The 19,548-nt window shown below is 63.1% G+C and carries 18 protein-coding genes; 5 read left to right on the forward strand and 13 right to left on the reverse strand.

Annotated features, from left to right (window positions below):
- Positions 1-58: 58 nt before the first annotated feature.
- From AOP79_RS04550 to AOP79_RS04610, 13 genes are all read right to left on the reverse strand, one after another.
- The gene (locus tag AOP79_RS04550) at positions 59-1,492 is read right to left on the reverse strand and encodes a DHA2 family efflux MFS transporter permease subunit (RefSeq protein ID WP_062070820.1); all 1,434 of its coding nucleotides are present in this window, start codon (positions 1,490-1,492) and stop codon (positions 59-61) included.
- A gap of 17 nt (positions 1,493-1,509) precedes the next feature.
- Positions 1,510-2,892 carry an MFS transporter gene (locus AOP79_RS04555; protein ID WP_062070823.1) on the reverse strand — a complete coding sequence of 461 codons (1,383 nt, stop codon included), beginning with the start codon at positions 2,890-2,892 and terminating at the stop codon, positions 1,510-1,512.
- Positions 2,889-4,226, reverse strand: coding sequence for an NtaA/DmoA family FMN-dependent monooxygenase (locus AOP79_RS04560; RefSeq protein WP_062070825.1), 1,338 nt, complete (start codon positions 4,224-4,226; stop codon positions 2,889-2,891). Before AOP79_RS04560 ends, AOP79_RS04555 begins: the two co-directional genes overlap by 4 nt.
- The gene (locus tag AOP79_RS04565) at positions 4,223-4,912 is read right to left on the reverse strand and encodes a cysteine hydrolase family protein (RefSeq protein WP_062070827.1); all 690 of its coding nucleotides are present in this window, start codon (positions 4,910-4,912) and stop codon (positions 4,223-4,225) included. Before AOP79_RS04565 ends, AOP79_RS04560 begins: the two co-directional genes overlap by 4 nt.
- On the reverse strand, positions 4,909-5,967 hold the full coding sequence (locus AOP79_RS04570; RefSeq protein WP_062070829.1) for an LLM class flavin-dependent oxidoreductase: 1,059 nt from the start codon (positions 5,965-5,967) through the stop codon (positions 4,909-4,911). The genes AOP79_RS04565 and AOP79_RS04570 overlap by 4 nt, the downstream gene beginning before the upstream one ends.
- 38 nt (positions 5,968-6,005) lie before the next feature.
- Positions 6,006-7,127, reverse strand: a complete 1,122-nt coding sequence (locus tag AOP79_RS04575) for an ABC transporter substrate-binding protein (protein WP_082093344.1) — start codon at positions 7,125-7,127, stop codon at positions 6,006-6,008.
- 84 nt (positions 7,128-7,211) lie between these two features.
- The gene (locus AOP79_RS04580; RefSeq protein ID WP_236683210.1) at positions 7,212-8,087 is read right to left on the reverse strand and encodes an ABC transporter permease; all 876 of its coding nucleotides are present in this window, start codon (positions 8,085-8,087) and stop codon (positions 7,212-7,214) included.
- A 13-nt stretch (positions 8,088-8,100) separates the two neighbouring features.
- On the reverse strand, positions 8,101-8,943 hold the full coding sequence (locus AOP79_RS04585; RefSeq protein WP_062070834.1) for an ABC transporter ATP-binding protein: 843 nt from the start codon (positions 8,941-8,943) through the stop codon (positions 8,101-8,103).
- 2 nt (positions 8,944-8,945) lie between these two features.
- Entirely contained in the window at positions 8,946-9,476 is a 531-nt protein-coding gene (locus AOP79_RS04590) for a flavin reductase family protein (RefSeq protein ID WP_062070836.1), read from the reverse strand.
- A gap of 57 nt (positions 9,477-9,533) precedes the next feature.
- The gene (locus AOP79_RS04595) at positions 9,534-10,055 is read right to left on the reverse strand and encodes an NADPH-dependent FMN reductase (RefSeq protein WP_082093345.1); all 522 of its coding nucleotides are present in this window, start codon (positions 10,053-10,055) and stop codon (positions 9,534-9,536) included.
- A 144-nt stretch (positions 10,056-10,199) separates the two neighbouring features.
- Positions 10,200-10,646 (reverse strand): hypothetical protein, encoded by a 447-nt coding sequence (locus AOP79_RS04600; RefSeq protein WP_152648000.1) that lies wholly within the window; start codon positions 10,644-10,646, stop codon positions 10,200-10,202.
- Positions 10,647-10,816: 170 nt separating this feature from the next.
- Positions 10,817-11,584, reverse strand: a complete 768-nt coding sequence (locus tag AOP79_RS04605) for an ATP-binding cassette domain-containing protein (protein ID WP_062070842.1) — start codon at positions 11,582-11,584, stop codon at positions 10,817-10,819.
- Complete coding sequence (locus AOP79_RS04610; protein ID WP_062070844.1) at positions 11,581-12,768, reverse strand: ROK family transcriptional regulator; 1,188 nt, start codon at positions 12,766-12,768, stop codon at positions 11,581-11,583. Before AOP79_RS04610 ends, AOP79_RS04605 begins: the two co-directional genes overlap by 4 nt.
- A 340-nt stretch (positions 12,769-13,108) precedes the next feature.
- On the opposite strand from AOP79_RS04610, the gene AOP79_RS04615 reads away from it, so the two are divergent.
- The 5 genes from AOP79_RS04615 to AOP79_RS04635 all read left to right on the forward strand — a co-directional run bounded on the left by AOP79_RS04615 (position 13,109) and on the right by AOP79_RS04635 (position 19,545).
- Complete coding sequence (locus AOP79_RS04615; RefSeq protein WP_062070846.1) at positions 13,109-14,623, forward strand: ATP-binding cassette domain-containing protein; 1,515 nt, start codon at positions 13,109-13,111, stop codon at positions 14,621-14,623.
- A gap of 45 nt (positions 14,624-14,668) precedes the next feature.
- On the forward strand, positions 14,669-16,066 hold the full coding sequence (gene mmsB, locus AOP79_RS04620) for a multiple monosaccharide ABC transporter permease (RefSeq protein ID WP_082093347.1): 1,398 nt from the start codon (positions 14,669-14,671) through the stop codon (positions 16,064-16,066).
- Positions 16,067-16,068: 2 nt separating this feature from the next.
- Positions 16,069-17,190, forward strand: a complete 1,122-nt coding sequence (locus tag AOP79_RS04625) for a substrate-binding domain-containing protein (RefSeq protein WP_062070848.1) — start codon at positions 16,069-16,071, stop codon at positions 17,188-17,190.
- 194 nt (positions 17,191-17,384) lie between these two features.
- Positions 17,385-17,789: a heavy metal-responsive transcriptional regulator gene (locus tag AOP79_RS04630; protein ID WP_062070850.1), complete on the forward strand. Its 405-nt coding sequence runs from the start codon at positions 17,385-17,387 to the stop codon at positions 17,787-17,789.
- A gap of 169 nt (positions 17,790-17,958) precedes the next feature.
- A complete protein-coding gene (locus tag AOP79_RS04635; protein WP_062070852.1) occupies positions 17,959-19,545 on the forward strand; it encodes a Re/Si-specific NAD(P)(+) transhydrogenase subunit alpha in 1,587 nt (528 codons plus the stop codon).
- Positions 19,546-19,548: the final 3 nt, after the last annotated feature.

Below are 19,548 nucleotides of genomic sequence, written 5' to 3' on the forward strand. Positions count from 1 at the left end.
GGCCTCATAACAGCGAAATGGAGCCATTTGGCGAGGGATTGGCGTGTGGTGGGAGGCCTTAGGCGGGGTGGTGGGATTGCTCGAGCGGCAGTCCGGATTCCTCCGAGGCGTGGCGCGTGACAGCGCGAGCGAGCCACGGCGCCAATGCGGCCCCAGTGAGCGCCACCACTGCGATGGGCAGCATCGACCACATTAAGTTGACTGACTCGATTGCAAAGACGGCCGCCGTGACCGCAGCGCCCAAGAGCGCCCCCAGTTGCCGCTGCGTATTGAAAACACCAGAGGCACTGCCGGTCAGATGCGAGGGCACCGACACCATCGCAATCACCGACAGCGGGGACCACACAAATGAGTTGCCCAGCCCATAGAGCGCCATGACCAGCGCAATCGTGATGGCATCCGCCCCGGCGGCAATCGCTACCGTCACGCCGCACACCGACGCCGCCAACACCGCAGTGCCGCCGATGGCCACGCGACCCGCGCCCACACGGTTCACCAGCGCGCCCGCAAGGGGGGCCGATGCCGCCGCGAGTAGTCCCATAGGGATCAGCACATAAGACGACGGGCCAGGCGCCATGCCCAGATCGCTTTGGAGGTACAGCATCACGGGGATCAGCGTGGCCGTGACGGCAAACGCCGTGGTGGTCACGATGACCGCGGACAGCGTGAAGGGCCGCGTCCGGAACAGCGCCAGCGGCACCAGCACCTCGTCCTCGGGCCCGCTCTGATGGCGCAGGTACCAGAGCAGCCCCAGCACTCCGCCAGCGATCAAGATGGGTGCGGGAACCACACCGCCAATCAGCCCCCATGCATGCGCAGGGCCCTCGTGAATGCCGACCACGATGGCGGCAATCGCCACCATCGAGACCACTACACCCGCGACCGGCACCTTTCTCGCCTGCTGCGGGAGGGTCGGTAGCCACCACCAGGCTGTCAGGAACGCCAGCGCCCCGATCGGGACGTTGATCAGGAAGATCCACTCCCACCCGACGGTGTCGATGAGCAGTCCCCCCAGCATCGGCCCGCTGATGCTCGCGATGCCTCCCACGGTGCCCCACAGGCCCATCGCAATGGGAAGCTCTTTGCCCGCGAAGATGCGGGCGATGATAGCCATGGACTGCGGAGTCATGGCCGCGGCACCCAGACCCTGAAGGACACGCGCCACCACCAGGAACTCGTAGGACGGTGCAAAACCTGCCAGAGCCGAGGCGATCACAAAGACGGCGAGTCCCACCAGGTAAAGGCGGCGCGGACCAAAGCGGTCCCCGAGGCGTCCCGTCACGAGCAGCGGCACCGCATAGGCAAAGAGATATGCGCTGGTGATCCACAGGGTCTGGGCCGCATCGATGGAGAAGGCGTCCATGAACGTGGGTGTCGCCACGGAGATGATGGTGCCGTCAACGAGCAGCAGGAAGAACCCCGCGCACAGTGTTGCCAGGGTGTGCCAGCGGCGCGGGTAGGTGCCCCGGGCTTCCTGGGGGGTGGTGCTCATGGTCTGACCTCTTACTGTCATGAGGCGGTGGCGGGAGTGCGCACGGCCTCAGGAATGGTGGTGTCGACGGGGGCTTCCGGTGCGGCGATAGGAGGCTCGCTTCGGCGCCGTGCGACAGGGATAAAGAGCAGCGCGGCGACAATCAGCACGGCAGCGATGGATGCCAAGGCCCACCAGACAGTGGCCTGGTCGTACAAAGCAAAGACGGCAAGCGGGCCGATGACCGCGCCTACGTCGCCTGCGGTCCGCGTCACTCCCACGGCGGTTCCGGTGAGGTGGCGGGGGACACGATCAGCGGTGACGACGCCGGGCACCATGCCCGCGATTGCAGAGGACACGCTGTAGGCGGCGACGAGGGCGGCAAAGGCCCAGGCCTCGTCGGCGAGGGGGAAGATCATCACGGTTGCGGCGGTCATGATGGTCGCCGGGAGGAAGACGCTCAGGCGTGCACCGCGGTTGACGGCGCGACTAATGGGGGCGAGGGCCGCGATGGACAGGGCGGTGCCGAGGGCGAGCATTCCGCCCAGTGCGGTGGGGCTCACCTCCGCGACGGTGTACGCGAGGGTCGGAATGAGTCCCTGCTCACCTGCGAAGCGGGCATAGAAGGCAGAGAATGAGACGAATGCAAGCACGGTGATCAGCCATGCCACGGAAGTGGTGGTGCCTGATGCTTTGCGCATCGGCTTGCTCGGCGTTGTGCGTGAGGGCTTGCTTGAGGCAGCGAGCGGCGCGACGTCAGCCTCCGCGGGCATCTCCGAGGGTGCCCCCGAACGCGCCTCGACGGGCGTGACCGCGTCACGCTGGGGTGAGCGAGCATCGGCCGCTTCCCAGTAGTGCCGAGCGGGACTGATCTGGTCCCACACGATGACCGCGATCACGGGAATGATCACGGCGAGGAACACCCAACGCAGTCCCCAGGTATCCGCGACCCAACCACCCAGGAGCGACCCAATGGCACCAGCGGAGAGCTGCACCACGGTCGCGGTGGCCATCACCGAGCCGCGCTTGTCTGCAGGGGCACCCGCGATCAGCACAGCGAAGGCAATGGTGATGGTGGCGCCGGCAAACAGTCCGGCAATGAGCCGCGCGGCGACCAACTGCGTGGGAGTAGCCACCAGTGCGGTGAGCGCAGTGGCCACAATCAGTCCAGTGACGCACACATAGAGGTAGGGGCGGGGACGCCACCAACGCATCAGGATGCCGGCAGGAATGCCCATGATCGCGCGACCAAGAGCGAATGCCGCGAGTGCGGGACCGAGCAGCGCAACGCTGGTCCCGAACTCGCTGGCATAGAGGGGGAGGATCGGCGCGAGCGCGCCCCACGTGATCTGGCTGGCGCCGATGAGAGCGCTGAGAAGCAGAGCTTGGACCGTGAGGCTAGACGCTCGCGCCGACGTCATGAGCGCAGGCTTTCGCGCAACGTGCTGTTCTCCTGCTGCGGTGCCAAGAGGCCGCGGCGACGCAGTTCGGGGGTCAAGAGTTCAGCAATGTCGGCGTAGCCGCCGGGCATCGACAGTGGCGACGAGAACATGAATCCGCCGCGACTTCCGGTGGCTTCAAAGTTCTCCTCCAGCGAGTCCGCCACGGATTCTGCGGTGCCGCAGAGCACGTGGTCGAAGTGGGTGGCGTGACGCCATCCGCGCTCAAAGAACTCGTCGCGTGAGATGCCGTGGTCCGGGCCAAACTCCTCGATGAGGGATCCCACGAGGCCGCCGGGGCTGGCCTGCTGTGCGCGGATCAACTCGCCAAGCTCCCCCAGCACGATGGTGTCGGGCAGGTCTGAGAAGTCGTAGCCGGAATTGTGCGACAGGTACGCACCTACCGCCTCCTCATCCCAGAACTCGAGCGTCTCTGCCAACCGTGCACGCGCCTCGTCGTCCGAGCGGCCGACGACGGCCTGCGTGGACCACAGGATGCCCACATCGGCCGGGTTGCGACCTTCCTCCACCAGCGCCGCGTCCAACTGCTCACGGTGACGCTGTTGTGACGCGACGCTTGAGCCGGCACCAAAGACCAGATCGGCAAACTTTGCCGATGCTGCAATACCTCGCGGGGAGTTGCCGGCCTGGATGAGCACGGGCCGGCCCTGAGGGCTCGGCACGCTGGAAAGCGGGCCCTTGACCTTGAAGAATTCGCCATCATGATTGATGGGGTGGACCTTGGCTGGGTCTGCAAAACGGCCCGTCTCGCGGTCCGTGATGATGGCATCGGGCTCAACCGAATCCCACAGCGCCTGGCACACCTCGACGAACTCCTCCATCCGCTCGTAGCGCTTGGCGTGCTCCATGAGTTGGTCGAAGCCGTAATTGTTGGCGTCTGCACTGCGCGACGAGGCCACCACGTTGAAGGCCAACCGGCCGCTAGTGACGTGATCGAGCGAGTTCAACAGCCGCGCCACATAGAACGGGTGCATGAAGGTCGACGAATACGTCAGCCCAAAGCCGATGTTCTTGGTGACGGCAGCCATGGAAGCAATGAATGGACTCATGTCCTGGCGAGGCCACTGGATGCCCCACTCCACAGCGGAATCGATGGATCCGCGCCAGGTGTCGGGGATTCCCGAACCATCACCAAAGAACAGCAGGTCGATGCCGGCCCGTTCCGCAGTCATGGCGAGCTCCTGGAAAACGCGGACATCGGGGAACGATGTTCCGGCCCAGGAGCCGGGGCGTGCCCACCGGCCCTCGGTGTGGCTGAAGGACAGGTCAAATGCGAGGTGCATGCTGCCGCTCATGACGCCACCTTCCATTCTGTGGCAGCACTGCGCCACAACTGTGCGATGTCCGCCGAGGTGGCAATCACTGCAGCGTTGTAGCTCAACTGCTTGAGCGCCGCCTCGTGCACGTCGCTCTCATAGGCGGCGGTGGCATCGGAAGAGACGATCACGGGAAAGTCCCGCTGGCATGCGTCGAACGCCGTGGTAGCCACGCAGCACTCTGTGGTGAGGCCCGCCATGACAAGCCACGTGACACCAAGGTCGCGCAGCACGGTCTCGAGGTCAGTGCCTTGGAATCCCGAATAGCGAGGCTTCACAACCACGGGTTCACCAGCCCGTGGCGACACCTGGAACCACTCGGCCCCAGGTGTCCCCACGACGCATGGATAGTCTGCGCCCACAGGAGCGTCGAATGCTTGGCCGGCAATCCAGTTCGATGCACGCCATGGCACGTCAGGATCCGAACCTAGCTCCACCCACACCACAGGGATGTTGAGCGCACGAGCCTCGGCGACCAACTCCTCCGTACGGGTGATCGCGTCGGCTACGGCACTACCCTGAGCATCGTCCAGGCCAAAGGCAGTCAAGAACTGCGGGTCTGCGAAGGAACGCTGAACGTCGATCACGACGAGCGCGCCCCGGTGTTCGGATCCCAACAATTGGGCTACTGCTGGGGAATCCGAAAGGTCTGTCGTGACTGTCATGCCGACACGTCCTGATTCTTCAGCAGCGGTAGCGCCTCAGCACCAAAGATCGGCAACTCACGCTCGTAGTCGGGGAAGATCAGCATGAGACCGTCGAGCTCGGCGGTCTCCACCAACGCGTCAATCTTCTCCACCACGGTGTCGCGAGAACCGGCAACAAACGGTGTCTGGAAAGCGGCCTGACCCTTCGCATCCTGCGTCCAGTTCAACGCACGGTCGCGCGGCATGCCCCAGGACATCGCCATATTGGTCAACGCCTCTCGGTCCACGCCCTCGCCGTACGCTTCCGCACGCTGCTCAGCAATGGCATCGGTCTCATCCATCACGACGGTGAGCATCGCGTAGGTCTTGCACTCACGGTCATTCGCCGCTGCACGCTCGTGGACGTCGCGCGACAAGTCCCGCAGATCCTCGAGTGTGTCTCCTGAGAGGAAGGCGCCGTCGCAGTGCTTGGCCTGGAATGCGCGGCCCGGCTCCGAACGACCCGCACTGATCAACGTGGGTGCCGAGGTGGGCTGTGGCCGTGACTCGCAGTCGTCGAGAGAGAAGAACTCCCCGTCCATGTCCACGCGACCATCGGCCCACAGGAGCTTGATGGCGGTGATCCACTCGTCCACCATGCGGTAACGCTCATCCTTGGTCATCTCGGCATCCCACATGCCCATCTGCTCGAACTCTGCCGCATACGAGCCGGACACGATGTTCATGCCCACACGGCCCGGGGCGATGTGCTCCAAGGTGGTGAACATCTTGGCTGCGATGGCAGGGTTCTGAAGGTTGGCGTGAACCGTCGCCCAGATGTTGATGGACGAGGTCGCTTCAGCAATGCCAGCCATCATGGTGATGGACTCCAGGGTGCGGCCCCAGTGGTCCGTGGTGCCGCCAAAGCCGCGCCACTTCGCCATCGCCATGGCAAAGTCCATGCCGCAGTCCTCCGCCAGTGTGGCGATGTTCTTGTTTTCTTCATACGTTGCCTGCGGATGCGGCGCCGTGTCGGAAATCAACCAGCCACCGTTGCCGATGGGGAGGAAGACTCCGTATTCCTTGGAACTCATGGTGCTCTCCTTTTACTTCTGGGGTGGGGCGGGGACGCTTAGGAGGTGGCGGGCCAGAGCAGGTCGGTGCCGTCGTAGATTGCTTCGTTGAAGGAATCGTCGAACAGTGCCTGCGCGCCGTCTTCGCCGAGGTCAGCGGAGACCAGTTCGTACTCGGTCAGGAAGGCGTAGATCGAGGAGATGAGCTCGGGGTCCACGTGTCCAAGTGCGGTAGCGGTGTCGTGAGATTCGGTGACGACGTCAACCTCGGTGTTCCAGACAGCCAGGTTGTGGTCCTCGTCATAGCCGGGGCCGGACGCGGCGGAGGCATAGCCCACGCACTCTTCGCCGTTGGCGACGCAGTAGTCATATCCGTGGAGCACTGCGCGCAGGAAGTCTTCAACGACAGTGGGGTTCTCGGCAGCAAACTCAGGGTTCACGGCCGTCACGCCCATCGAGGAAGGCACGTCATAGTCGTAGGGACGCCAGACGGTGACGTCCTCGCCACTGGCAGCGAGCAGGTTGGGCTCGTTCGAGATAAAGCCGGTGAGGGAATCCACCTGGCCGCGAGGGAGGATCGATGGGTCGTAGCCCACCGTCACCTGCTCGATGGCGTCAATGTCCACGCCTGCGTTCGACAGCATCGCTGCAACAGTCGTGGGGAGCGAGCCCTTCTGGCCAAGGATCGTGCCCTCAAGTTCGGTGAGGCCGGTGACATCCGTGGGCGTCATCAAGATGTCGAGGCCCACATCGGAGAACACGGAGACACCCATGATGTCGATGTCGTTCTCCGACGCAAGGATGACGTTCTGCACGTCCATGCTGGTGAACTGGATGGTGTTGGCAGCCAGCAACTGAGTGTTCTGTGCGGTGTCGCCGGTGCCGGGCTGGATGGTGACGTCGAGGCAGAGGTCGTCGAAGTAGCCGAGCTCGTCAGCGGCCACCACGTTCAGGATGCCCACCGATGCTTGGTAGTAGTAGCCGGTGGCAAAGGTGATCTCTCCCACGGCCTTGTTGGTTTCGCAGCGCTCGTCCGAGAACTCGGCAGACGCGGCAGCTGCGGTAGTTGCTGGAGAGGCGCTCGCGGTGGTTTCGGCTGCCTCGTCACTGTCGGCAGAACAGCCGGAAATGATGAGTGCGGCCGAGGCTGCGAGAGCGATGGAGGGTAGGCGGTAGTGCATGGTGTACTCCTTGGGGGCAATTGCGGGCGGCGCCGCGGGGTGTGGTGGTGCAGGTGGTGGTGCAGGTGGTGGTGCGTGTGTGGATTACGACTGAACCTGGCGGGACTCGTGCCAGTGCAGGACGCGTCGCTCCACAGCAGTGACGATGAAGAGCAGGCCGGCGCCCATGAGGGCAAGGAACACAATCGACGCGTAGATCACGGACAACTGGTTGTTCGAAGAAGCCAAGCTGATGGCGGTTCCCAATCCCTCGGCGGCGCCAGGGGCGTTCAATTCGGCCACGACTGCACCGATGATCGACAGCGGGAAGACCACCCGTAGCGCCGTGAACATGTAGGGCAGCGAGCTGGGGATGCGCAGGTGCCACAGGGTTTCAAACCGTGAAGCTTTGAGAGTGCGGAACACATGCAGCGCTGCCGGGTCCACTGACAGCAGGCCGGTGGAGACGCTGATGAGGATAGGGAAGAAGCAGATCAGTGCAGTCACGATCAGCTTGGGTTCCGAGCCAAACCCGAACGCCACTACCAGGGCCGGCGCCAACGCCACCAACGGCGTCACGTTCAGCACCACGGCGTAGGGCATGATCGCGCGACGTGCCATCGGGATCTCGCTGATCAGGATGGCAAGGAGGAACGATGCGACGAAAGCGATCGCGAGGCCTATGAGAGACACCTGCAGCGTGACCCAGGCATTCGACACGTAGTACTGCCAGTCGTTGACGATTGACTCGCCGATGGCGGACAGCGGTGGCAGCAGATACGGCTTGGAATCAGCGGTCCAGCGCCACAGTGTGGCGAAGATGACGAGCAAGACCGTCGCGGGCAACCAAAAACTGGGGCGCAGGACTGACTTAACGGCAGCCACTGGACCGGTGGAGCGTGAACTTGAGGAACTGGTGCTTTTCTTGGACGTGCCAACGGCGTTCTTCATGCGGGAAACGGCACTGTCAATAGCGGTCACGTTGTTCTCCCTCTCAGGCCGCAGCGGCGCTGTTGTCACGCCATGCAGACTGGAGCTGGTGGCGAATGTGGTCTTCGTAGTCGTGGAATGCGGTGCTTTTCAGCAGCTCCTCGTCGCGGGGGCGCGGCAGGTCGATCTCGACCTCTGCCGTGATGCGTCCCGGGTTTGCCCCCATCACGATCACGCGGTCGCTGAGGCGAACGGCCTCCGAAACGTTGTGGGTGACGAACACGACTGTGGTCTGCATGTCCCGCCAAATCTCGAGCAGCTGACCCTGCAGGGCCTCTCGCGTGAACTCGTCCAATGCGCTGAACGGCTCATCCATCAACAGGACGTCAGGCTGAAGCCCAAACGCCCGCACAATCGACGCACGTTGCCGCATGCCACCGGACAGCTGAGCGGGCAACTTGTGTGCAGCATCGGCTAGGCCCACCCGGTCCAGAAGACCATGGATGTCGACGGGATCGGGACGGGTGTAAACCCCGCCGATGCCGTGCTGACGGCGGCGCTCAGCGCCGCGGTTGATCTTCGACGGCAGAGTCACGTTGTCCAAGACACTGAGCCACGGCAAGAGCGCCGGCACCTGGGGAACCAGGCCGATCATCTTCGCGTCGCATGCGTCCTCGGTCCGTAGACCAAAGATCGAGACATCGCCCGAGTCGACCTCTTCCAGGCCGGCGATCATCCGCAGCATGGTGGACTTGCCGCAGCCCGATGGCCCAATGATGCTGACGAACTCGCCACGCTGAATGGCGGCGTCAACGCCACCCAAGGCGACCACTGCTTTCTGGTCAGTGCCGTAAGTCTTGTGAGCGTCGGAGACGACGATCGCGTCGGGACTCTGAGGAAGTGTCATGACTAGACCAAGTTTCGGTAGGCCCGGTTTTGGTAGACCAGGGGTGGGTTGTCAGAAGCGGACACTGCTTCCACCTCGATGAGCAACATGAGGTGGTCGCCGGCATCGTCCCGATGGGCGATCCGGCCTTTGAGTGCAGCCATGTGGCCGTCAATGACGGGCAGGTCGGGGTGTGCGTCGTCGAGAGTGACCTCGGCGAACTTGTCCGTGTTCTTGCGCGCGAAGTGGTTCGCGATCTCGCCCTGGCCGTCCGCGAGGATGTTGACCGCAACCCGGTCCGCTTCACAAAATGCGGCGTAACTGTCTGCAGTCTCCGCAAGAAACACCGCTACGAGCGGTGGGGACGAGGACACTGACGTGAAGCTGTTGGCAGTGAACCCGTACCGCTCGCCACCGTGATGGGTGGTGACGATGGTGACGGACGTAGCCATGGCGCCGAGTGCGGCGCGCAACTGGCTGGCGTCAAATTCTTGGGGCTGAGCGGCGGGGTTTGACTCGGTGTCGCGGCTGGCGTCGTGGTGAAGGGTAGTCATGAGAGTTCTCCTCAGGTCAAGGGGGTGGGCGACGGTGCCCAACAGTGATGTGGTGCGTTACGCGGCGGCGATGACAGGCAGAACAGCCTTCTGGCTGTCCACCCAAGAACTGATGGCGTCGGTGAGTGCCGCCTCATCGCGTGCGACGGACTCCATGACGCCGAGACCGTTGAAGGGGGTGAGCCCTCCGACCTCGTGAATGAGCGTGCGAGTGTGAACCGGAGTGACGGTGGCGTGGACCGGCGAACCTGCAACAGCGACAGGGATCACGATGGTGCCCGCAAGCGACGTGGGGCCGTAGCCATCGATGAATGCCTTGAGCAGTCCCGTGTAGGTGCCCTTGTAGGAGGGGGTGGCGATGAACACGATCGATGCTGCGGCCACGCGTTCGCGGGCCGCCTCGGCCTCGGGGTGCTGCCAGGTCAACAGCGTGTCAGTGAGTGACGAGAGTTCCAGGACGGAACTGTCGAGTTCGGTCTCGGCGGCGGCAAAAAGAGCGTGAGCGGCCTGGGTGGCGACGGCAAGTGTCGTCGACTCTGGGCGTGGATTGCCCGATAACAAAAGGGTATGGCAAGGCATGGGTACCTCCGTGGCTCGGTCAGTGAGTGCACTGAGCGGAGAGCTTGCTGGCCGAGTGGGTGAACCAATTGGCCTGCGGAGGTCCGTCGTGTAGTAATTAAGTTAGAGGCTCAACATTTCGGAAGATTTCACGTCGTGTTAAATCTACGTGTCGTGATTGTCGGGGGCAGGGATGAGCCTCGAAGCGCCGTTCTCGGTGCAGATATAGACGTCCACTCCGAGGTCGACCGCGGCCTGAGATGGCCAACTCGTCACGCCAAAGTAGGGGGCGATGCCCTCGGTGATGCCCAGCACCAGGCGCGCTCGCGGTACGGCAGAGGTGCGCAGCCACGTCAGTTTGAGCATGTCGGCAAGTACTCGGTTGCGATGTGCGGACTTCACTGTTCCTTGGGTGGGGACTAGCTTCACCAGGATGCTGTTGTCCGGTGCGGCCCCGTCGACCTCGGCTCTGACTCCTGAGGAAAGGGCTAGTGCTCGTGGCGCGAGGCTGGTCCCTAGTTCCGTGGAGATCGCGCTGAGCATGCGCCCCTCCACGGACTCAGGGGTGAATCTGTGCCACGCCTGGTGGGTTTGCTCGGTCGCGTCTGTCATGACAGCAGTGTCGCTGGACAGTGTTTCGGTCACGTTTCTCTCGCCCCGCTCTTCGCCAAATGGCTCCATTTCGCTGTCTAGAGGGCTCAAAACAGCGAAATGGAGCCATTTGGCGAGGAAAGAGCGAGGAAAAGAGCGGGGAAATGGCGGGGAACGAGAGGCGGGGCGGGTTAGCGTCCTGAGGGTGCACCCGTGATGGCCGCAATGATGTCCTCGTAGCGCACATCGGATGCCACGAAGGAACCGTTGTTGCGGCCATGGCGCAACACCTCGATGCGATCCGCGACCGCTCGGATGTCCGTCAGGTTGTGGCTGATGATCAGGACGCCCAGTCCCATCGAGCGCAACTGCGAGATGTACGTCAACACCTCTGCTGTCTGGGAGATCGATAGCGACGATGTGGGCTCGTCCAACACTATGAGCTTGGGCTTGCCTACCAGCGTGCGCGCGATCGCCACGCATTGGCGTTGCCCTGCGGTGAGGTTGGCGAGTGGGGTTCGTGGCGAGGGTATGCGGGCGTTGAGGTTCTTGAGGAAGTCGCGGGCCATCGACTCCATGGCTTCCTCGTCGAGCAGTCCGTGCTCGATGATTTCCTGGCCGAGGAAGATGTTGGCAGTGACGTCGAGGTTTTCGGAGAGCGCGAGCCCCTGGAAAACGGTTGCGATTCCCGCTGACCTCGCACCGCGCGTGGTGTGCGATGGCAGTGGCTTGCCGTCGATGCGGAGTGTTCCGCCGTCAGGTGCGTAGACGCCTGCAATGACGCGCGCGAGCGTTGACTTTCCTGCGGCGTTGTCCCCGACTAGTGCAACGACCTCGTGCGGGCTCACTTCTATGTCCACATCCACAAGCGCTTGGACGGCGCCAAAGTTCTTAGAGATGTGGCGTGCGTGCAGTAGTGGCTCCGTTGCCATTCGTGCTCCATCGTTGGGGGTACTCATAGTGACACCTCCGGGGCATTGCCGGTGGCGGGGGAAAGATCGGCGGCTACGGCGAGTGCTCCGTACAGTTCTGCGTCTTCTCCGAGTTGGTTGGCGCGGACCTCGACTGCAGGTGCTTGGGACACGGGGACGCGCCTGCGCATGGCTTCTTCGATGGGTGCCATCAGCAGGTCGCCTGCGGCTGCGAGCTCTCCTCCCATCAGTACCACGCTGGGGCCTACGGCTACGGCGGCGTTTGCTGCCACCAGGCCGATGGCGGCTCCAGCGTCCATGACGACTTGCTGGCATCCGGGGTCACCTTGCTCGGCGTAGGTGAGGACGTCGGCGAGGGTAAGAGGGCCGTGGGATTGGCGTAGCGAGTCGACGAGTGCGTGCGAGCCGCAGACGGTGATGAGGCAGCCGCGGCTTCCGCATCGGCAGATGGGGCCTTGGGGGTCCACGAGCGCGTGGCCGATCTCGCCTGCGAGCCCACGGTGGCCGTGGTGAATGGCGCCTTCTACGATGACGCCGGAGCCGACGCCGTGGGAGGCGCGGATGTAGAGAAGGTTGCTGATGCCGCGGCCAGCTCCGAACCGCACCTCACCGAGGGCTCCCAGGTTGGCGTCGTTGTCGACGGTGACGGGTACGCCGAGTCTGCGGCCGAGGACTTCTCCGAGTGGGATGCCTTCCCAGCCACGGAGGATTCCTGCGACGGAGATTGCGCCTGTGGCGGGGTCGACGGGTGCTGGAACGCCGATGCCGATGCCGAGGACTTCGGTAAGGCCGGAGCCCAGGCCGTCGACGAGCTCGGCGACCATGACGGCGGCACGGTCGAGGGTGGTGTCGTGGCGGTGGTCGTCGGGGAGCGGCAGGACACGCCGTTCGAGGAACTCGAAGCGGGAATCGGCCACGGCGACTCGGAGGGAACGTTCGGTGACGTGGAGTCCGACGAGAAGTCCGGTTTTGTGGGCGAGGGTCACCATTTGTGCGCGGCGGCCGCTGCGGATGGTGTGGCGGGTCTCGACGATGCCTGCGGCGAGGAGGTCTTTGACGATGCCTGAGACGGTTGCTGGGGAGAGTCCGGTGGCCTGTGCGATCTCGACTTGGGTGATGGATCCGAACTGGCGGATGGCGTCGAGGAGGCGTTCGCTGTTGGCTTGGCGCAGGGAGGACTGAGATCCGGAGTTCTTTTGCGCCCGCGCCATGGCCAGATACTACCGGTGGAAGGGCAGTGTCGGTAGCCCCATTGACTTTGGGATGTGAACTCAAAGAGGGCCGCCAATCCGGCTGAATTCAGTCCGAATGCGTGCTTCCAGGGCCTTTGGCGGGGCAATCTTCCTAGAATGTCGAGCTTTGCTGCATCGAGCGCCGCGACTTGACCGGTTGAGTTCGCGTGTTGTTACGAACGGATAACGCTTGAGTTTGGGACTTGACGACAAGGGGGCGCGGTCCTAGCGTTTGGTGGTGTCGCCAACAATCGGCGGCACACGCGAATCTGCACAATGAAGTGGAGCCCACGTGAGTACTTCTCACCACAAGCTTGAGATGCGTCAGATCACCAAGGAGTTTCCTGGGGTCAAGGCGCTCGATCGGGTCGATCTCACCGTCGACGCCGGTGAGATCCACGCGATCTGCGGCGAGAACGGTGCCGGCAAGTCGACCTTGATGAAGGTCCTTTCCGGCGTCTACCCGCACGGAACTTACAGCGGAGACATCGTCCTGGATGGCGAGGTTGTCGAGTTCAAAGACCTCAAAGCCTCCGAGCACGCCGGCATCGTCATCATTCACCAGGAACTGGCGCTCATCCCCGAACTCTCCGTGATGGAGAACATCTTCCTCGGCAACGAGGTGGTGTCCCACGGACTCATCGACTGGGACCGTGCCCGCTCGCTGACCCTTGAACTTCTGGCCCAGGTAGGCCTCAGCGTGGACCCGCGCGTTCCCATCAAGAACCTCGGCGTCGGCCAACAGCAGTTGATTGAAATCGCCAAGGCGCTCTCCAAGGACGTGAAGCTGCTGATCCTCGACGAACCCACGTCGGCGCTCAATGAGCACGACTCGCACAACCTGCTCGAGCTCCTCCGTGGCCTCAAGGCCAAGGGCATGACGTCGATCATGATCAGCCACAAACTCAACGAGATCGAGGCCATCGCAGACTCCGTCACCATCATTCGTGACGGCCTGACCATTGAGCGCCTGGCCAAGACCAACGGTGACCTCGACGAGGACTGCATCATTCGCGGCATGGTCGGACGTGCGCTCGACGCCCGCTACCCACCTCGCGACGTCAAGGTCGGGGAGGTGCTGTTCGAGGTCGAAGACTGGACAGTCGAGGACGCCAACATCCCGGGCCGCATGCTTGCCAAGTCCTCAAGCTTCAGAGTCAGAGCGGGAGAGATCGTCGGCTTCGCTGGTGTGATGGGCGCCGGCCGTACCGAACTCGCGCGCTCCGTCTTCGGGCGCTCGTTCGGCACCTACCGGTCCGGTACCACGCGACTGCACGGCAAAGAAGTGAAGATGACCACCGTCGACTCCGCTATCAAGCACGGCCTCGCGTACGTCCCTGAAGACCGCAAGACGCTCGGACTGAACCTGCTCGACAGCATCAGGACCACCATCGTCTCAGCAGACCTCGACAGGATCACGCCCCACGTCCTCCTCGACGAAGACATGGAGTACGAAGCGGCCGAGTCGTTCCGCAAGTCAATGCGAATCAAGACTCCCCACGTCAACCGTGGTGTCGCGACACTCTCCGGCGGCAACCAGCAGAAGGTCGTGCTCAGCAAGTGGATGTTCACTGAGCCGGAGCTGCTGATCCTTGACGAGCCCACCCGTGGCATCGACGTGGGCGCGAAGTACGAGATTTACGGCCTCATCAACCAGATGGCGGCTGCAGGCAAAGCCGTGGTGCTGATCTCCTCGGAACTGCCTGAACTGCTCGGAATGTGTGACCGCATTTACACGGTCTGTGAAGGGCGTATCACTGGCGATGTGCCCCGCTCGGAAGCAGACCAAGAGATGCTCATGCGTCTCATGACGACCACGACGTCAGCCGCATAGGCGCGGACGACATCGCTCACCCCTGTATCTAAGGAAAACTTCCTCATGACTGCACTGAGAACTCACTTTGGCGGCGCAGGCCGTCAGTTCTCCATGTTGATCGCGCTTGCAGCGTTGATCGCGTTCTTCCAGATCGCCACGGGCGGCAAGGTCTTAACGCCCAGCAACATGATGAACCTCATCAACGGCAACTCCCACGTGCTGATCCTCGCCATCGGCATGGTGATGGTGATCGTCGTCGGCCACATCGACCTTTCTGTTGGATCGGTCGCCGCCGTCGTCGGCATCATCGTCGCGATTGCACTCCGAGACTGGGGTATTCCCTGGTGGGCCGGCCTGCTGCTCGGCCTTGTGGTGGGAGCCCTGATAGGTATGTGGCAGGGCTGGTGGGTGGCTTACATTGGCATCCCCGGCTTCATTACGACGCTCGCGGGCATGATGATCTTCCGTGGCCTCAACCAGTACATCGGTAAGTCCAACTCTGTGCCCGTGCCGGAAGAGTTCCAGACCATGGGAGCGGGGTATATCCCGGAGTTTGGGCCAGTCACAGGTTTCAACAATGCGACCCTGCTGTTAGGTATCGCCGCGGGCGCCTACGTCATCTGGCGTGAGGTCGCCAAGCGTCGTCGCGCCGCCAAGGTGGGCTTCGCTCCCGACCCGCTCTGGGTGGTCGGTATCCGTGCAGGCCTCCTGTTGGCCTTCATCGGCTACTTCACCTACCTGTTTGCAACCGGCCGTCCCGGAACATCGTTCCCCATCCCCGGTGTGATCCTCGTATTGCTCGTGGTGCTCTATCACACGATCACCCAGCGCACGAAGCTCGGCCGTCACGTCTACGCCGTCGGTGGCAACCGTGCCGCTGCATCGCTGTCCGGTGTCTCCACACGTCGCACCTACTTCTTTGTCATGGCGAACATGTCCGTCCTTGCAGCCTTCGCAGGAATGATGTTCATCGGCCGAGCCCGAGCATCGGGCCCGTTCGACGGAACGATGTGGGAGCTCGACGCGATCGCCGCAGTCTTCATCGGCGGTGCCGCTGTCACAGGTGGTATCGGAACGGTGACCGGCTCGATCATCGGTGGTCTGGTCATGGCGACGCTCAACAACGGGCTGCAGCTCATGGGTGTCGGTTCCGACATGACGCAGATCATCAAGGGCCTCGTGCTCCTCGCGGCTGTCGCCTTCGATGTCTACAACAAGTCGCAGGGCAAGCCCTCGATCACCGGACTGCTGTTCCGTCGCCGCCCCCGTGACGACGATTCCGACAGTTCAGGTGCCACCGCAGGTGGATCAGGAGAGACCGGCGCCATGGGTGCGGACTCCGACAACGCCACCGCTACTAGCCCTGCCCCGGTCCCCGAGGCCGAGGCTCGCCAGCAGCCGGGACTCCCCGGCGCCACACAGATGTCGCATTCAACGCCGAATGCGCAGAAAGGAAACTAGACATGAGCAGGAACATGAAGGGCATCGCTGCCCTGGCAGCGGTAGGAGCAATTGTGCTCGCCGGCTGCTCGACTGACCGCGAAGGAACCGAAACGGAAGAGTCGATGTCGGCTACTGCCGCAGCCGGTGGCTCCGAAGTCTGCATCGAGGAGGGCGCCACGATTGGTGTTGCCCTTCCGCAGAAGACCTCTGAGAACTGGGTGCTTGCTGAGGAGCTGTTCAACGACGGCTTGACCGAGGCCGGCTACCAGCCCATCGTGCAGTTCGGAAACTCCGGCGTGACCGAACAGCAGAACCAGATCGATGCCATGGTGGAGCAGGACGCACAGGTCATCGTGGTGGGTGCCATTGATGGCTCGCAGCTGGGTACCCAGCTTGAGTCGGCCAAGGATGGCGGCGCGACGGTCATTGCTTATGACCGCCTCGTCAAGAACACCGAGGCCGTTGACGCTTACATTGCCTTCGATAACTACCAGGTGGGTGTGCTCCAGGGCGACGCTCTCCTCCAGGGACTCGGCGAGCGTAAGGGTGAAGGTCCTTACAACATCGAGCTGATTGCGGGCTCCGCTGACGACGCGAACTCCATCCCGTTCTTTGAGGGTGCCATGAGCGTTCTGCAGCCAGAGATCGACTCGGGAAACCTGGTCGTTGTTTCCGGTCAGACCACGTTCGAGCAGGCAGCCACCGATGGCTGGCAGGCTGAGAACGCTCAGACTCGTATGGACACCATCATGTCGGGCTCGTACTCGGGTGACACTGAACTGCACGGTGTGCTCTCCCCCAACGACACGCTGGCTCGTGCAGCGCTGACGTCGGTGGACCAGGCCGGTAAAGACACCCCCGTCATCACCGGTCAGGACTCGGAGGTTGAGTCGGTGAAGTCGATTGTGGCTGGTGAGCAGTACTCCACTATTTACAAGGACACCCGCGAGCTCGTGGCTCAGACCATCGACTCGGTGAACGCACTTGCCGCATGTGGTGAGATCCCGATCAACGACACCGAGCAGTATGACAACGGCGTCAAGATCGTTCCGGCATACCTGTTGGAGCCCACCATCGTCACGCAGGAGAACGCGGCTGAGGTCTACGCAAATGACCCCACGCTTGGCCCGCTGACTGAGTAATACTGCAGTAGTGAAAGCATGATCGGGTGCGGGCGGTGAAGAGTGATCTTCACCGCCCGCCAAACGAAAACCTCTTTCTGCCAAATGGCTCCATTTCGCTGTTTTGAGCCCTCTAGACAGCGAAATGGAGCCATTTGGCGGGAGGCGGGGTTATAGTTGGCTGGAAGGTTGAGGCGCAATGAGAGGGAGGGCCGATGCGCATCGGAGAGCTCGCGGAGCGTGCGGGAGTGACCGCCAAAACAGTCCGCTACTACGAGTCCATCGGGTTGCTCGACGACCCCGGCCGCACCACGTCGGGCTACCGCGACTATGACGCCGAAGCCCTCGAACGGCTCGTGTTCGTGCGCGATGCGCAGGCCGCGGGGCTCACGCTCAAAGAGTCCGGGCATATCCTCGACATGAAGGCCGCCGGACACGGCACCTGCCAGCACACCAGCGCCCTGTTGGATCGCCACCTCGCAGACATCGAATCGCAGATCGCGTCCCTCGAGGCCGCCCGTGCTGAGCTCACCGCATTGCGTTCCCGCGCAGACGTCCTCGACCCCGCATCCTGCACGGACCCCAACCGCTGCCAGGTTGTCGGAGAACACGGCGCCTAAGCCAGCCCCGCTGCGCGCCTGAACAGGTGCGTTCCACCAGCGTCGTCCCTGGTTCTCGGGGACCATTGTCCCAGCGCCCACAGCTCCACCCCGGCTACAGTCGTTCCCACAGGCGCGCCCGCGTGCCACAGATGTTGTGACCGGCTCAGGTTGTGGAGAGGCAGACTGCATGAGGATCGCAATCCCCAAGGAGGCGGCGAGTAGTTCAACGCTCGTGGCCGCTACACCCAAAACCGTGAAGGCGTTGGGGAAACTTGGCTACGACGTGCTGGTGGAGTCCGGTGCAGGTACCGCCGCCAACTTCGCTGACCAGGCCTACGCCGATGCTGGCGCCACGATCACCGATGCCGCAGGCGCGTGGGGTGCGGACATCGTCGCGACCTACACGCCGCCGGGCGAGGCGCAGCGCGACCTGCTCAGTGCCGGTGCAATCCTCATGTGCACGTTGGCTCCGCATTCTAACGAGGACCTCATCGCGGACCTCGCCAAGCGTGAGGTGACGGCGCTTGCTCTGGATGCCGTTCCGCGCATCTCTCGCGCACAGTCGTTGGATGTCTTGTCCACCATGTCTAATGTTTCCGGCTACCGCGCGGTCATTGAAGCGGCGGAAGCCTATGGCGCAATGTTTGCCGGCCAGGTCACTGCTGCAGGCAAGACTGACCCGGCCACGGTGTTCGTCATCGGCGCAGGTGTTGCTGGCCTGGCGTCGCTTGGAGCGGCCGTGTCTCTGGGTGCGCAGGTGCGTTCGTTTGACGTGCGCCCTGAAGTGGCCGAGCAGATCGAGTCGATGGGCGCCCGTTTTGTGAATGCGCCTTCCGCGCAGCAGGAGGTCTCGTCTGACGGGTATGCAAAGCCTCTGACTGACGAGCAGCTCGCCGCCGCATTGGACGTTTATGCGCAGGAATCCAGTGAAGCGGACATCGTGATCACCACGGCGCTCGTCCGCGGCACCGCACCGACCACCATCACCGCGGACATGGTCGCAGCCATGAAGCCGGGGTCCGTCATCGTTGACCTCGCGGCTTCAGGCGGCGGCAACTGCGAACTCACCGTCCCCGGTCGCAAGGTTGTCAGCGATAACGGCGTGACAGTCATCGGCTACACGGACCTGCCCGGCCGCATGCCGCAGCACACGTCTCAACTGCTCGGCACCAACGTCGTCAACCTCATGAAGCTCCTCACGCCCGCCAAGGACGGCGAGGCGGCCCTCGACATGGAAGACCAGGTCGTGCGCGGGATGACGGTCGCGAGTGGTGGCGACGTGATGTGGCCGCCTCCCGCTGTGTCGGTCTCGGCTGCCACTCCCAGCCCAGACGATGCCGGTGCAGCCGACGCTGCTCCCTCACCTGAGCAGGTGGAAGCCGAGCGCAAAGCGGCTGCCGCACGCGCATCGGCCCTCGACGCACAACGCAAGAAGCGCAATGCCTGGACTGCAGGCATCGCGGGTGGCCTGTTGGCGCTTGCCCTGTGCTTCGCGAACCCGGCGTTCCTCATGATGATGACGGTGTTTATCCTCGCCGTATTCATTGGCTACTACGTGATTTCCAACGTCTCCCACTCGCTGCATACCCCGCTCATGAGCCAAACGAACGCCATCAGCGGCATCATCCTCATCGGCGCATTGCTGCAATTGGGATCATCCTCGACCGTGGTCACGGTGCTCGCGTTCATTGCGGCGTCGGTGGCATCAATCAATGTCTTTGGTGGATTCCTTGTGACCTACCGCATGCTCGGCATGTTCCAGAAGGGGGCGTAACTG

It is taken from the genome of Demequina sediminicola, from assembly GCF_000975055.1.
In the GTDB taxonomy this organism is placed as follows: Bacteria; Actinomycetota; Actinomycetes; order Actinomycetales; family Demequinaceae; genus Demequina; species Demequina sediminicola.

What these genes read in the sequence shown, in the direction of transcription:
- AOP79_RS04585 (WP_062070834.1), bottom strand. Translation starts at nt 8,943, where the DNA reads ATGACACTTCCTCAGAGTCCCGACGCGATCGTCGTCTCCGACGCTCAC.
- AOP79_RS04610 (WP_062070844.1), bottom strand. Translation starts at nt 12,768, where the DNA reads ATGGCGCGGGCGCAAAAGAACTCCGGATCTCAGTCCTCCCTGCGCCAA.
- AOP79_RS04630 (WP_062070850.1), top strand. Translation starts at nt 17,385, where the DNA reads ATGCGCATCGGAGAGCTCGCGGAGCGTGCGGGAGTGACCGCCAAAACA.
- AOP79_RS04575 (WP_082093344.1), bottom strand. Translation starts at nt 7,127, where the DNA reads ATGCACTACCGCCTACCCTCCATCGCTCTCGCAGCCTCGGCCGCACTC.
- AOP79_RS04555 (WP_062070823.1), bottom strand. Translation starts at nt 2,892, where the DNA reads ATGACGTCGGCGCGAGCGTCTAGCCTCACGGTCCAAGCTCTGCTTCTC.
- AOP79_RS04550 (WP_062070820.1), bottom strand. Translation starts at nt 1,492, where the DNA reads ATGAGCACCACCCCCCAGGAAGCCCGGGGCACCTACCCGCGCCGCTGG.
- AOP79_RS04590 (WP_062070836.1), bottom strand. Translation starts at nt 9,476, where the DNA reads ATGACTACCCTTCACCACGACGCCAGCCGCGACACCGAGTCAAACCCC.
- AOP79_RS04565 (WP_062070827.1), bottom strand. Translation starts at nt 4,912, where the DNA reads ATGACAGTCACGACAGACCTTTCGGATTCCCCAGCAGTAGCCCAATTG.
- mmsB (WP_082093347.1), top strand. Translation starts at nt 14,669, where the DNA reads ATGACTGCACTGAGAACTCACTTTGGCGGCGCAGGCCGTCAGTTCTCC.
- AOP79_RS04635 (WP_062070852.1), top strand. Translation starts at nt 17,959, where the DNA reads ATGAGGATCGCAATCCCCAAGGAGGCGGCGAGTAGTTCAACGCTCGTG.
- AOP79_RS04595 (WP_082093345.1), bottom strand. Translation starts at nt 10,055, where the DNA reads ATGCCTTGCCATACCCTTTTGTTATCGGGCAATCCACGCCCAGAGTCG.
- AOP79_RS04570 (WP_062070829.1), bottom strand. Translation starts at nt 5,967, where the DNA reads ATGAGTTCCAAGGAATACGGAGTCTTCCTCCCCATCGGCAACGGTGGC.
- AOP79_RS04615 (WP_062070846.1), top strand. Translation starts at nt 13,109, where the DNA reads ATGCGTCAGATCACCAAGGAGTTTCCTGGGGTCAAGGCGCTCGATCGG.
- AOP79_RS04605 (WP_062070842.1), bottom strand. Translation starts at nt 11,584, where the DNA reads ATGAGTACCCCCAACGATGGAGCACGAATGGCAACGGAGCCACTACTG.
- AOP79_RS04600 (WP_152648000.1), bottom strand. Translation starts at nt 10,646, where the DNA reads ATGACAGACGCGACCGAGCAAACCCACCAGGCGTGGCACAGATTCACC.
- AOP79_RS04560 (WP_062070825.1), bottom strand. Translation starts at nt 4,226, where the DNA reads ATGAGCGGCAGCATGCACCTCGCATTTGACCTGTCCTTCAGCCACACC.
- AOP79_RS04625 (WP_062070848.1), top strand. Translation starts at nt 16,069, where the DNA reads ATGAGCAGGAACATGAAGGGCATCGCTGCCCTGGCAGCGGTAGGAGCA.